Origin of the sequence: Rugamonas aquatica (genome assembly GCF_009380215.1) — a bacterium.
Classification (GTDB): Bacteria; Pseudomonadota; Gammaproteobacteria; order Burkholderiales; family Burkholderiaceae_D; genus Rugamonas; species Rugamonas aquatica_B.
The window spans coordinates 112,778-125,902 of record NZ_WHUG01000015.1; the positions used below are offsets into that span (position 1 = coordinate 112,778).

Annotated in this window: 14 protein-coding genes; 9 read left to right on the top strand and 5 right to left on the bottom strand. The window is 63.1% G+C overall.

The window, feature by feature from the left end; genetic code table 11:
* On the bottom strand, window positions 1–1,404 hold the full coding sequence (locus tag GEV02_RS26760) for a serine hydrolase (RefSeq protein ID WP_152840946.1): 1,404 nt from the start codon (window positions 1,402–1,404) through the stop codon (window positions 1–3).
* A 61-nt stretch (window positions 1,405–1,465) separates the two neighbouring features.
* On the bottom strand, window positions 1,466–1,939 hold the full coding sequence (locus tag GEV02_RS26765; protein ID WP_152840947.1) for a low molecular weight protein-tyrosine-phosphatase: 474 nt from the start codon (window positions 1,937–1,939) through the stop codon (window positions 1,466–1,468).
* A gap of 79 nt (window positions 1,940–2,018) precedes the next feature.
* On the opposite strand from GEV02_RS26765, the gene GEV02_RS26770 reads away from it, so the two are divergent.
* The 5 genes from GEV02_RS26770 to GEV02_RS26790 all read left to right on the top strand — a co-directional run bounded on the left by GEV02_RS26770 (window position 2,019) and on the right by GEV02_RS26790 (window position 6,154).
* Window positions 2,019–2,987 (top strand): AraC family transcriptional regulator, encoded by a 969-nt coding sequence (locus tag GEV02_RS26770; RefSeq protein WP_152840948.1) that lies wholly within the window; start codon window positions 2,019–2,021, stop codon window positions 2,985–2,987.
* A gap of 104 nt (window positions 2,988–3,091) precedes the next feature.
* Window positions 3,092–3,439: a hypothetical protein gene (locus GEV02_RS26775; protein WP_152840949.1), complete on the top strand. Its 348-nt coding sequence runs from the start codon at window positions 3,092–3,094 to the stop codon at window positions 3,437–3,439.
* Window positions 3,436–3,744: a TonB family protein gene (locus GEV02_RS26780; RefSeq protein ID WP_152840950.1), complete on the top strand. Its 309-nt coding sequence runs from the start codon at window positions 3,436–3,438 to the stop codon at window positions 3,742–3,744. The genes GEV02_RS26775 and GEV02_RS26780 overlap by 4 nt, the downstream gene beginning before the upstream one ends.
* Window positions 3,719–4,081, top strand: coding sequence for a DUF4870 family protein (locus GEV02_RS26785; RefSeq protein WP_152840951.1), 363 nt, complete (start codon window positions 3,719–3,721; stop codon window positions 4,079–4,081). The genes GEV02_RS26780 and GEV02_RS26785 overlap by 26 nt, the downstream gene beginning before the upstream one ends.
* Window positions 4,082–4,174: 93 nt before the next feature.
* A complete protein-coding gene (locus GEV02_RS26790) occupies window positions 4,175–6,154 on the top strand; it encodes a hypothetical protein (protein ID WP_152840952.1) in 1,980 nt (659 codons plus the stop codon).
* A 9-nt stretch (window positions 6,155–6,163) separates the two neighbouring features.
* Here GEV02_RS26790 and hisC read toward each other — a convergent pair whose 3' ends face one another.
* Window positions 6,164–7,222, bottom strand: coding sequence for a histidinol-phosphate transaminase (hisC, locus tag GEV02_RS26795; protein WP_152840953.1), 1,059 nt, complete (start codon window positions 7,220–7,222; stop codon window positions 6,164–6,166).
* Entirely contained in the window at window positions 7,219–8,388 is a 1,170-nt protein-coding gene (locus tag GEV02_RS26800) for a cystathionine beta-lyase (RefSeq protein ID WP_152840954.1), read from the bottom strand. Before GEV02_RS26800 ends, hisC begins: the two co-directional genes overlap by 4 nt.
* A gap of 133 nt (window positions 8,389–8,521) precedes the next feature.
* On the opposite strand from GEV02_RS26800, the gene GEV02_RS26805 reads away from it, so the two are divergent.
* The 4 genes from GEV02_RS26805 to GEV02_RS26820 are packed head-to-tail and all read left to right on the top strand — an operon-like array spanning window position 8,522 to window position 11,685.
* Window positions 8,522–8,710 carry a hypothetical protein gene (locus GEV02_RS26805; protein WP_152840955.1) on the top strand — a complete coding sequence of 63 codons (189 nt, stop codon included), beginning with the start codon at window positions 8,522–8,524 and terminating at the stop codon, window positions 8,708–8,710.
* Between the two features lie 16 nt (window positions 8,711–8,726).
* The gene (locus GEV02_RS26810; protein ID WP_152840956.1) at window positions 8,727–9,959 is read left to right on the top strand and encodes a radical SAM/SPASM domain-containing protein; all 1,233 of its coding nucleotides are present in this window, start codon (window positions 8,727–8,729) and stop codon (window positions 9,957–9,959) included.
* Window positions 9,956–10,453, top strand: coding sequence for a pyruvoyl-dependent arginine decarboxylase (locus GEV02_RS26815; protein ID WP_152840957.1), 498 nt, complete (start codon window positions 9,956–9,958; stop codon window positions 10,451–10,453). The genes GEV02_RS26810 and GEV02_RS26815 overlap by 4 nt, the downstream gene beginning before the upstream one ends.
* Before the next feature lie 11 nt (window positions 10,454–10,464).
* Window positions 10,465–11,685: a radical SAM protein gene (locus tag GEV02_RS26820; protein WP_152840958.1), complete on the top strand. Its 1,221-nt coding sequence runs from the start codon at window positions 10,465–10,467 to the stop codon at window positions 11,683–11,685.
* A 21-nt stretch (window positions 11,686–11,706) separates the two neighbouring features.
* On the opposite strand, the gene rimO is transcribed toward GEV02_RS26820, so the two are convergent.
* Window positions 11,707–13,098 (bottom strand): 30S ribosomal protein S12 methylthiotransferase RimO, encoded by a 1,392-nt coding sequence (gene rimO / locus GEV02_RS26825; protein ID WP_152840959.1) that lies wholly within the window; start codon window positions 13,096–13,098, stop codon window positions 11,707–11,709.
* Between the last annotated feature and the right edge of the window lie 27 nt (window positions 13,099–13,125).

A 13,125-nucleotide genomic window follows, 5' to 3' on the forward strand; every position in this document is an offset into this window, starting at 1 on the left:
TTATTGAGCTTCCGGCGCCGAGGCGCCGGGGGTTTCGACGGCAGGCGGCGCTTCGGCCACGCGCGGCAGACGCATATTGCGGCCGCCCTGCTGCAGCGTCACCGCCTCCACCTGGCCGGCCGCATCGCGGCTTAATTCAAGCTGCGCATCGACCTTGCGCAGGAAGAGCAGATTCGCCGACTCGGCGTAGATCGGCAGCACGCCCTGGCCTTGCAACTGGCTCGTCATGCCGCTGTCGTTCACGCGCAGCCACAGGCGGCGGCCGTCCGGCATCGTGTAGGTGCCGGCGATAGCGGCCATCTGCGCGGCCGACAAGGCGATGTCCTTGCGCTCCGACGGCAGCACGTACTTGGCGTTGCGCGCCGCCGCCGTCAGGCCTGCGGTCAGCGACTCCAGCTGGCTGCCCTGGACGTTGCTCAACACGATCACGCTGATCTTGTCGCCCATGCGATAGCGGACCTCGGTGGCGAAGCCTTCGATGCCGCCGCCGTGGCCGACCTCCTTGCCGCCATCCTTCTGCTGGATGCCCAGCCCGAAGCCATAACCTGAGTGATAGGCCGTCGTCATCGCCTCCAGCGACGCCGGCGACAGCAGCTTGCCTTCATACAGGCCGCGCTGCCAGCGCAGCAGATCGCCGCTGGTGGAGTACAGCGCGCCCGCCGCGTGCGGGACGCTCATGTTGATAAAGCCCGCATTGCTCACGCCTTTTTTACCGCGCGCATAACCGGATGCGCGGTTCGGCAGCACGGTGGCGTTCCAGTCGTAGCCGCTGTCCTTCATGCCGAGCGGTTCAAAGATATTCTTGCGCACGAAGGCATCGTAACTCTGGCCGCTGACTTTCTCGATCAGGGCGCCCAGCAGCACGTAGCCGGTATTGCTGTAGTTGAAGCGCGAGCCGGACTCGAATTCCAGCGGCAGGTTGCGCACCAGCGCCACGACTTCCTCCGGCTTCTTGCTGAACGGTTCGATCGATTCGTATTCCTTGGCCGCCGTGAAGTTGGCGATGCCGGAGGTATGGTTCAGCAGCTGGAAGATCGTCACCTTGCTCCACGCAGCAGGCAGGCCGCTCAGGTATTTGCTGACCGGCTCGGACACATTGAGCTGGCCGCGTTCCTGCAACAGCAGCACGCTGGCGGCGGTGAACTGCTTGGTGACGGAACCGAGGCGGTACTTGGTGCTCGGCGAGTTGGGGATATTCCATTCGAGGTTGGCGGAGCCGTAGCCCTTGTCCAGCAAGACCTGATCGTCTTTGGCCACCAGCACGACGCCGGAAAAATGATCGTTGACGGCGGCCGATTCGGCCAGCGACTCCATGCGTTTCACATCCTGCGCCTGCCCTGCTCCGCTGACCAGCATGGCCGTGGCCAAGCCCAAGGACAGCATCCACCTGCGATGTTGCGACATATTTTTCTCCTGGTGTGGATCGCTCTCAAGCGGCGATCGACGGGCGTATGCTGCCACTATCTTATGTTTTTCGCAATCGCTTTATCAAGCCGTCGGAAGCGTCTTCGATATAGTCGAGCACCAGGTCGAAGCCGCGGCCGCCGCCGTAGTACGGGTCCGGCACCACATCCGATCCGCTGCGGCTGGCGTGCGCCATGAACAGGCCCAGTTTGTGCCGGTGCTGCGGCGGACAGGCCGCTTCCAGCAGGCTTAGATTGTCGTGGTCCATCGCCAGCACGTGATCGAACTCTTCGAAGTCGCTGGCCGTCACCTTGCGCGAGCGCTGCGTGGACAAGTCGTAGCCGCGCCGGGCCGCATACTCCATCGAGCGCGCGTCGGGCGGCTCGCCGACGTGGTAGCCGTGGGTGCCGGCCGAGTCGATGCGGAACTGCTCGGACAGGCCGGCCGCCTCCACACGATGGCGGAACACGCCCTCCGCCGTGGGAGAGCGGCAGATATTGCCCATGCAGACAAACAGCACCGAAGTTTTCGCCATGAGCGCAAGCCACTTATATAATCAACATGTTTATATTTTATAGATTAAATCCGCGTCTCGCGACACGCCGGCAAAATAAATGAACCGCCCCAACGATCAGTCTCCGCGCGCCGAGTACGCGCGCCGCATGAACCGCGTATTGAACTACATCGACACCCATCTGGACCAGCCGCTGGAACTGGCGCAGCTGGCCGATGTCGCCAACTTCTCGCGCTTTCACTTCCATCGCATCTTCCAATCGTGGATGGGCGAAACGCTGGGCGACTATGCGCGCCGCCGGCGGCTGGAGAAAGCCGCCTACCGCCTGAGCTGCACGCCGCCCGAGTCGGTGCTCGAAACGGCGCTGGCCACCGGCTTCGGTTCCGGCGAAGCGTTCGCGCGCGCCTTCAAGCTCAGGTTCGGCTGCACGCCAACCGAATGGCGGCGCGACACGCGTGAGCGCCTGGCCTCGCAGGCGCTCGGCGGCAACCGGCGCGCGGAGAGCAATCTGGATCAGGTGCTTGGCAAGTACGATCAGACGCCGCAAACCGGCATCGGCGACGATGACATCTCCAACAAACAATCAGGAGAATTCAATATGGACGTTAAAGTGATCGACTTGCCGGCAGCCCGCGTCGCCTACCATCGCCACATCGGCCCTTACGGCCCGGGCATCGGCGCCTTCTGGCGCGGCACCGTCGCGCCGTGGGTGCAATCGCACGGCCTGGGCCAGGCGCTGTGCTACGGCGTCGGCTACGACGACCCGAGCATCACGCCGCCCGACAAATGCCGCTACGACGCCTGCGTGACCGTGCCGGAGAGTTTCACCGCCGCCGGCTCGGCCGACGTCACCACGCTGCCCGGCGGCCGCTACGCGGTCGCACGGTTCGAAGGCCAGCCTGCCGCCATCGCAGACGCCTGGACCTGGATGACGCGCAACTGGCTGCCGTCGAGCGGCTTGCAGTGCGACGACCGCCCCTGCTTCGAAATGTTCACGCCCGAACTGGCGTTCGATCCGCAGACCGGCGCCATGACCTGCGACATCTGCATTCCGGTGCGGCCGCTGTAGCGCAAATTCTTGCTGCTGCCGCTGGGCACCGCCCGGGAAGTGTGATATTTTTCGCAATGCGCACAACACGGGAGGGCGACAGCATGCAACAGGATTTGAGTTTCTTGAACTTGGGGCTCGGCCGCAACACGCGCGGTTCCAGCCTGGCGTTGATCGTCGCGCTACACTTGCTGATCGTCTGGTTCATGCTGCAAAAGACCGGCAAGATCACGCTGTTCACCTATGAGGCGCCGAGCCGGATCACGCAGGTCTCGATGCTGAGTTCCGGCGCCGGCTCCAGCACGGCGCCGGCTGCGGACTTCGCCGTCGACAGCATGCCCGCGCCGGCGATGCCACGGCTGGATTTAGGTGCGTCGTTCGCCATCAAGGCCGAAGCCACCACGGAAGATGCGGCGATCGTGCACGCCAGTCCCCAGACCTCAACGCAGGCCAGGAAGGCGTGGTCCGCATGACCCTGCTGATCGACGCGCAAGGTCGCGTTGCCGAGTCGCGCATCATCAAATCGAGCCGCTCGTTTTCGCTGGACCGCGCCTCGCGCGACGCCATCGCGCTGTGCCGCTTCGTGCCACCGATGCAGAACCGCGTTGCGGTCGGCGGCTGGGTATCGCTCAAGCACACCTGGAGCCTGCGCGAAACCATGGGCGTGTTCCGCGACGGGCCTGACGACACTGTGCGCCGCCTGAAGCAAGGCGTCGCTATACTGCCAACGACCACCTCACAAAGGAGCGATCATGTCACAAGAACTGGTACTGGATAATCGCCTCGAATCGGCCAAGAGCACCGCCTGGTGGCTCTACATTATTCATGCGGTGAGCTTCATCTTTTCGCTCGGCCTGTTTTCCGTGCTGCCGCTGGCAATCAACTACCTGCAGCGGCCCAGCACCGAAGGCACTTTCGTCCACACCCACCACAGCTGGATGATCCGCTCGTTCTGGTGGTACGTGGCCTTCGTCGCCATCGGCGCCGTGCTGTTCGTCACCATCATCGGCATACCGCTGGCCTACCTGGTCTGGCTGGGCGCCTGGCTGTGGAAGGCTTATCGCCTGATCAGCGGCATCCTGCGCCTGAATCGCAACGAGCCGGCCGCACTCTGATTATCGGAATAAAAATCGCCGGTCAGCCTGATCGCCTCCGACGCTCCAGGTTTTGACAGTATCCGTTATCAACGCCACTACTGGATGACGACCATGGCTATCTGCGGTAAATGTGGGGGGAAATTCACGGGCACCAGTTGTCCATTTTGCGCTCCGAAGAAAACCACGGCGCCGAAGCGGAAGCTGTCGTCCGAATTTCCCTCGGCTTCCAGCAGCAGCGCCGCCGCATCGTCTTCGTCCCTGCCCCCGCAACAGGTCCGCAAGCAGCGTGTCCTGGCACCGGGATATGCGTTGCTCCATACGCTGGGCCGCTGCAAGCTCGACGCTCATGGCGGCGATGGCGCTTATGCCAACTGGATGCAGCGCTATTTTGAAGCCGTCATCGCCGGTGGACAAACCAACTGCAAATATGTGGACCGCCTTGTCTACCAAGGTGCGGTCGGCAACGCCAACACGGCCCAGCTGTCCAGGGAGACCAATCCCCAAATACGGAGCGAATTCGAAAGAGTACTCGATTCGCCGGAGCTCAAAACGATCGACATCGTGATTCTTAACTGGCATATACGCTACACCGGCACCCCCAATGGCTACACCGGACGCGGCCTGAACCAGGCGCTCATCAATAGCTTGCACAAGATGGCCGCCGAAGCGGAAAAGCGGCTCGTCATCGTCTACACAGTACATGAAAACAGCAGTGTCAAGCGGATCAGCAAGACGTCCGAGCAGCCCAGCGGACTCATCACGCTAAATCCGGCCGTACATGGCCATATGCAGGAAGAATTCCCGGCCGACGACGTGCAGGGACTGCAGTCACAAGTGCCTGGGTTGATGACCTCGCTTCACACAACCGTACTGAGCCGCATCTTCCACTACCTTGGTTATCTGGATCCACCCACGCTTCCAGGCATAGTCCGCCCCACGAATCCCCTGCCGGTGCCGCGGCTGACCGACGACCCAAAAACAAAGCAGTGTTTGGCCATCCTGATGCAGGAATTGCGGCTGCGCCTGAACCTGTCCCGGCAAACAGTGGGGGCGGTGGCGCCCGGCGAAGCGGGCATCGTCCTGTTCGGGATGATCTCCGCCCGGCACGGCACGACACGGAGCAACGTCCAGGCCTTGTGCGCAGCCTTGACTCTGGCGGCCATACCCGACACTTTCCGCGTCATCATCGCCGGCAAGGAAGAAGAAGCCGACCTGGTCAGCGATTTGCGCGACCTCGCCACCACCACGCCGCGCTTGAGGGTCATCGGCTTGCTGAAATCCTTCGACGAACTGGCCCACTGCAAATATGCACTGTCGTTTGATACGCACGGTTTCCGCACCAATGCCTCGGCGATGATCAATGTGATGCGCGCCGGCCATTTGCTGTTCAGCCGTAACGGCGGAGAAAGCGACGACCAGCTGATACAGCGCACGGTGAATTTCATCCGGCAGGCTGGACCGCGCGCCCAACCGGTCAGCTACATGATCTCGCAACAGATGCCCCGGTGTCTGGATAGCGACGAGCAGATAGTCGGTCGGCGCCTGGGCCAGTTTTTCGACAGCATCGCAGCCAAGGACAGTGCTAACTTTGTGGACACCAGCCTGGATAAAATGCTGGGCGAACCGGAAGAGGACGAGCAAATGGCATCCGCCGGCGCGGTGGGGATGATACTTAACTTCCAGGCGAATTCCTTCCCGCTCCATACCAGGCCGGATATACGCTTGCGCGTACAGCACTGGACCGAGCCCGACGGCGACTGCGGCATCTATGCGCTGGGCATACTGGCCAACCGGCCCTTCACCAGGCCATCGCTGGCGCAGCACCTGCGCACCCTCGGTGGAGCACAGGCCAACCAGCTGGCCGACAGTTTCACAGGTCTCTTTCAAACACGCTGGCTGGGCTTGCAACAGATGTACGGCATAGGCCACTTGCTAGGCTTGGCGGATATTGCGCTGGTCGGCTTCAACCCGCTGCAGAATACCTGGTCTTCCCTGCATGGAGATCCAACAACATCCCTGCATATTGTCGCCCACGTACCGGCGGCGCTGGGTAGCCAGAACAACCACTGGGTGGTCATGTCGCGCCTGTGACGCGGCCGATCAGCCCAATATCGCCTTCAGCGCGTCGACCAGCTTCGCGCACTCATCGTCGGTGCCAATGGAGATGCGCAGGAACTGGTCGATGCGCGCCTGTTTGAAGTGACGCACCAGTATCGCCCGCTCGCGCAGCCCCGCCGCAATTTGCGCCGCGTCGTGCCCCGGATGGCGGGCGAAGATGAAGTTGGCCTGCGATGGCAGCACGTCGAAGCCCAGCGCCTGCATCTGCGCGGCCAGCCATGCGCGGGTGGCGATGATGGCTTGCGAGGTCTGCTCCATGTGGGCCGCATCGTCGATCGCCGCCACCGCGCCGGCCTGCGCAACCTGCCCCAGCGGATAGCAATTGAAACTGTTCTTCACGCGCTCCAGTCCCGCGATCAGATCGGGATGGCCGACCGCGTAACCCACCCGCAGCCCCGCCAGCGAGCGCGATTTGGACAGCGTCTGGACCACCAGCAGATTATCGTAGCGGCCCAGCAGCGCAATGGCGCTCTGGCCGCCGAAGTCCACATAGGCTTCGTCGATCACCACCACCTGGTCGGGATGCGCGGCCAGCAGCGCCTCGATGCGCTGCAGCGGCAGCCCGATGCCGGTCGGCGCGTTCGGGTTGGCGATGATGATCGCGCCGCACGGCCGGTTGTAGTCCGCCACGTCGATCTCGTAGCGCGCGTTCAGCGGCACCTGCACCGCCTCGATGCCATACAAGCTGCAATAGGTCGGATAAAAACTGTAGCTGATGTCCGGGCAAAGCAGCGGCAGCGCGTGCTTGAGCAAGGCCTGGAAGGTATGCGCCAGCACCTCGTCCGAACTGTTGCCGACGAAGACCTGCTCGCGCGCGAGGCCGTAGCGGCGGGCCACGGCGTCCTTCACGGCGGCGTTGCCGGGGTCCGAGTATTTGCGCAGCTGGTCGCCGACGGCGGCCTGCATCGCCGCCACCGCCCTGGGCGACGGACCGTAGGGATTCTCGTTGGTGTTCAGCTTGACCAGGCCGGGCATCTGCACCTGCTCTCCCGGCGTGTAGGGCCTCAGGCCGTGGACCACGTCGCTCCAGTAGCGGCTCATTGCAGCTCTCCCAGCGCGCGCTCGACATCGGCGATCAGGTCGTTGACGTCCTCCAGGCCGACGTTGAAGCGCACCAGGATGCCCTTGTCCTGCCAGTCGTTGCGCATGCGCTGGATACGGTAAGGCATGACCAGGCTGTTGGCCCCGCCCCAGCTGTAGCCTATTTTGAAGAACTTGAGCGCGTCGACGAAACGGTCGGTCTGGGCCTCGGTATAGCGCTCGTCGAACACCACCGAGAACAGGCCGCCGGCGCCGCTGAAGTCGCGCTTCCAGATCTCGTGGCCGGGACAGTCGGTAAACGCGGGATGCAGCACCCGGGTGATTTCCGGGCGCGCCTGCAACCACGCGGCCAGCTTGCGGGCGGCCGCGTCGTGCGCGTCGAAGCGCAGGCGCATGGTCGGCAGGCCGCGTGCGACCAGGTAGGCGTCGTCCGCGCCCACGCCCATGCCCAGTCGCATGTGCGCGAGGCTGAGGCGCTCGTTCAGCGCCGGGTCGCGCGTGATGACGGCGCCCATCAGCACATCCGATCCGCCGGACTGGTACTTGGTCAGCGCCTGCATGATGATGTCGACGCCGAGATCGAAGCCGCGCAGCGCCAGGCCGGCCGACCAGGTATTGTCCAGCGCGACCACCACGCCGCGCTCGTGCGCCGCCTTGCAGATCGCCGGCAGGTCCGGCACTTCCATCGAGACCGAGCCGGGAGCCTCGGTCCAGATCAACTTGGTGTTCGGCTGGATCAGCGCGGCGATGCCCTCGCCGATCAGCGGATCGTAGTAGCGCGCGGTGATGCCGAAATCGGCCGTCAGCCAGCTGCCCAGCTCGCGATTCGGGTTGTAGACGTTGTCGGGCAACAGCACATCATCGCCGGCCTTGAGCAGCGCGAAGTCGACCATCGCGATGGCCGCCAGGCCGCTGGGCGCCAGCAGGCAGTGCTTGCCGTCCTCGATCTCGGCCAGGCGTGCTTCCAGCGTGAACGTGGTCGGCGTGCCGTGCAGGCCGTAGGTATAGGCGTTCTTCTCTTTCCATTGGCCCGAGCGCATGGCCGCGACATTCTTGAACAGCACCGTCGAGGCATGATGGATGGCGCCAGGGAAAGCGGCAAAGCCTTCCGGCGCCTGGTAGTCGGTATGGACGAGCGTGGTCTGGAGAGATTTTGGGATAGTCATGGTTCGATTATAAACGCATTGCCCGGCAGGCCAGACGCAGCCCCACACCTTTGACAAACATCAAACGTCAATTGGCGTCGGTCGTTAAGTTAGTAGTCATGTCCCCCACCACCAACCGTTCAAGGAGAACGCCATGTCGCAGCCGACCGCATGCCAGGATCAAGAGTTAAAACTCAACCTCACCGACGAACAACGCAAGGAACTCACGCACTTTATCGCCAGCAGCGGACGCGTCAAGCTGGATATCGACCTGCTGTTCGAAGGCGATGTTTCAGTGAAGGCCGTCGCCCCCGTTGCCGTATTGGTCGGCAACGCCATCTGACCGCAGCGAGGCGAGCATGGTTCCGGACGTCCGCATTCGTCAGGAAGACTTCGGTTTCATCCTGGCCTTCGGCACTGGCGAAATCGGGCTGTACGACCATGCCGCCGCAAGCGCGCTGTTGCATGGCACAACGCGGGAAGCGTTGGAGCCGTACCGCCTGCCATCCGTTCCGGTCAGGGACGAGTTTCATCTGAGCGCGCCGCTCATCGTCTGGTTCGAGATTACCCGTGCCTGCAACCTGACTTGCCGGCACTGCTACATCGAGGCTGGCAAGCCACGGGATAAGGAGCTGTCGACACCCGAGATCTTCGACGCCCTCGAACAGATGAAAGCGGCCGGCGTCTTCGCCCTGGTGCTGGTTGGCGGCGAGCCGATGATGCACCCGGACTTCCTGGCCATCGTCCATCACGCCCACCAGCTTGGTTTCGTCATTTCCATTGCGACCAATGGCGCTTACATCACGCAAGACCTGATCGACCGCCTGCCGCGCAAGGAATGCGTGGTCAGCGTCAGCGTCGACGGCACGGCCGGGCACAAGGAATTGCGCATCCGCTCCACATGGGACGATGTACGCGAACGCATATTGCTGCTGCGCCGCAACGGCATTCCGACCGCGATCATGTCGACGCAGACGGCCGGCAATGTGCACGAGTTGCAGACGCTGCTGGACTTCGCCCGCGAGCACCAGTGTTTCTTCGGATCGACGCCGATGAGCCCCATCGGGCGCGGCAAGTTCTTCCCGCAGTACCAGCCGCAGACGGATATCGTCGAGGAAACGGCCCGGCTGTACATCGCCGACAAGCTTCACGACCAGGTCATGAACGATACCGTCGGCCTGTGCGTGGCCAAGTTTCTTGACGAGTGCCACAACATCGCGAAGGCGACCGGCCGCGAATTCTGCGGCGTGGCGATGGCCTACCTGATGAGCGACGGCTCGCTGTATCCCTGCTCGATTTGCGCGTCCAACGGCAAGTTCCTCGCCGGCAGCCTGCGCGAGCATACGTTCCAGGAGCTGTGGCGGGATTCGTTCAAGGATATTCGCCAGTTCACTTACGACAAATTCAAGGAGTGCCCCAACTGCGAGCTGTCGCGCGATCCCTACTACTGCACTTCGCGCTGCGCCGTCATGGCCGAACTCTATACCGGCGACCCGCTCGGCTGCGGCTCCACGCCCTTCGTCAAGGCCAGCCTCAAACGGCGCACCGAACTGCTACAGACCGAGTTCCCCGGCACACCGGGGGCGATATGAACGGCGACGCGCGGATCATCCCCGTCATCACCGGCGTCGGCCACGGGCAGACCGAACTGTCCGCCTACGATGACGCGCTCTGGAAAACCGGCATCGGCAATTTCAACGTGATTGCGCTGTCCAGCGTGATCCCGCCGGGATGGGAGCCGGCGCTACAGCCGGAGCCGGACCTGCGGCGGACATGGGGCAACCGCCTCTACGTGGTGCAGGCGGTAGCATCGTCCAGCGGGCAGCGCGACACCGGCCTGGCGGCGGGCATAGGCTGGGCCATCTTCGAGCATGGCGGCGGCGTATTCGTGGAGCATCACGGCGCAGCGGCCGATGCCGGCAGCGCCTTGCAGGCGGTCGAACACGACATCGAACTATCGATCGCCGACTTGTGCGAGCGCCGCGCCGCCGTGCCGGCAAGCCGTGGCAAGGCAAGCATCTCCGCCACGGCACGCGGGCCCTGTTGCGTGCTGGCCGTTGCCGTATTCCAGCAAGAAGACTGGTGAAAGGACGCCGCATGCCCACCGCGCCATTCCGCAATCAGCCGATCGCGTACGATGACCACGGCGACATACCGCTCGACGTGCCATTCCGCGCGCTGCGGCCCGAGGACATCAGCCTCTACCTGCAACTCGACACCACGGTTGGCCGCAAGACCTGCCGCCAGGCGTGCGCGCACTGCTTCTACATCAACCAGCCGGCGGCAGCCAACCGTTCCATCGACCTGCACGAAGGCCGCCGCATCATGGACAGCCTGGCGGCGCAGGGCTACCGCGTCTTCCCCATGATCTCCGACAGCTTCGGCAGGGATGGCATGTTCCTGCGCCTGTTCGGCGACACGCACAACCGGGACTTTCATCAGGAAGAAAACCGCAGGCCGACCAAGACCATGCAACGCGGCGACATGTGGACCAGCGGCGCGCCGCTGCTTGATGCGCAATGGAAGGAGTATTTGTGGACCGGTGTAGAGAACGGCTTCGGCAATGTCACCATCACGTTTCACGGCATACTGGACAGCGATCTGAAATTGCTGCCGGTGGAGGACTATCCGATCAAGGGCGTGTTCGCTGGCCGCGATTGCGAGCGCGTCATCGCGCGCATCCATGCGTTCAACAACGAGGCGCAGTTGACCGCGCCGCTGGACATCAATATCGGCGTGACGATCGGCACACATAACCACAGCCGCGAGCACTTGCTGCGCTACGCCGCCTACTTTGCAAGGCTGGGCATTTCAGTCCTGCGGTTCAACGCCATCCACGATCACGGCGGCAGGCTACCGCAACTGCCGCTGACGGCGGCTGAACGCGCGCAATGGTATCGCGACCTGAAATGGGTACATGAAAATGTTCCGCTGGATTTTCAGCTCGGTGTGGATGAGGATTTCGGCAGCAGTGGCGTCGAGGCCATGGGCTTCCCGCCGCATGTGGGATGGTGCCGCGCCGGCCAGCAGCTATTCGCCATCGTCCCCGATCCGCCGCAAACCATCGCGTCCGGAGAGTTCGGCCGCATCGAACGCATCGGATCGATAGCCGCCTGCGTCGATGCCTTCCAGCCCGTCGTCGGCAAACTGATAAGAACTACGCCAGCCGCCGGCGGGCAGCCGACGTACAAACTAGAGTTTTACCACGAGGTTATCGAGGACTTGCAACGTAAGCGCCTGGACGGCACCTACCGGGACGGCTGCTTCGCGCCGGAAATGCTGGCGAAGCGATCGATTGCGATCGCCTCGGCGCATTAAACCGGCACAACAGCAACAGGCTTATTGCGCCTCGCCCCACAGGTCGTGGGCGTCGGACGTGGTGATCTTCACGTCGACGAACTGGCCAACGGCCAGCTTCTTGTGCGGCTCGTACGGCGGCTTGACGTACACCACGCCGTCGATTTCCGGCGCATCGGCGCTGGAGCGGCCGACGCCGCCGGTACGATTGACTTCATCGATCAGCACGCGCACGGTCTTGCCGACCTTGGCCTTCAGACGCGCTTTGGATATCTCTTCCTGCAGCAGCATCACGCGGCCGCGACGCTCTTCGCGCACTTCTTCCGGCACCGGATTGGCCAGCTCGTTGGCGGTCGCACCTTCAACCGGCGAGTAGGCAAAGCAACCCAGACGGTCGATCTGCGCTTCCTTCAGGAAGTCCAGCAGGTATTCGAATTCGGCCTCGGTCTCGCCAGGGAAGCCGGCGATGAAGGTCGAACGAATGGTCAGGTTCGGATTCATCGCGCGCCAAGCCAAGATGCGGTCCAGGTTCTTCTCGCCGCTGGCCGGACGCTTCATGCGCTTCAGCACATCGGGATGCGCGTGCTGCATAGGAATGTCCAGGTAAGGCAGAATGTGCTCGCCCATCATCGGAATGACCTGGTCGACGTGCGGGTATGGATACACGTAGTGCATGCGCACCCAGGCGCCGTAGGACTTGGCCAGTTCGCCCAGCGCTTCCATCAGCTGCGTCATGTGGGTCTTGATCGGACGGCCGTTCCAGAAGCCGGTGCGGAACTTGACGTCCACGCCATAGGCCGAGGTGTCCTGCGAAATCACCAGCAGTTCCTTGACGCCGGACTTGAACAGGTTTTCCGCTTCCAGCATCAGCTCACCGATAGGACGGGAGACCAGATCACCACGCATCGACGGGATGATGCAGAACGAGCAGCGGTGGTTGCAACCCTCGGAGATTTTCAGGTAGGCGTAATGCTTGGGCGTCAGCTTGATGCCCTGCGCCGGAATCAGGTCGAGGAAAGGCTCGTGCGGTTTCGGCAGGTGCAGGTGGACCGAGTCCATCACTTCGGCCAGCGCGTGCGGGCCGGTCACTGCCAGCACCTTCGGGTGCACCTTCATGATGATGTCGTCGCCGGCGGCGTCTTTTTTCGCGCCCAGGCAACCGGTCACGATCACCTTGCCGTTTTCGGCCAGCGCTTCGCCGATGGCGTCCAGCGATTCCTGTACCGCGGCGTCGATGAAGCCGCAGGTGTTGACGATGACCAGATCGGCGCCGTCGTAGGACTTGGCCGTCTCGTAGCCCTCAGCACGCAGCTGGGTCAGGATCTGTTCGGAGTCGACCAGCGCTTTAGGGCAGCCGAGCGAGACGAAGCCCACTTTAGGTGCTGGCGCGCCGGCGGCTGGCTTGGGGAGTCGTGTGAGTGGTTGCGATTGCATGATAGGTTGCTTTAAACGCCATGAAAA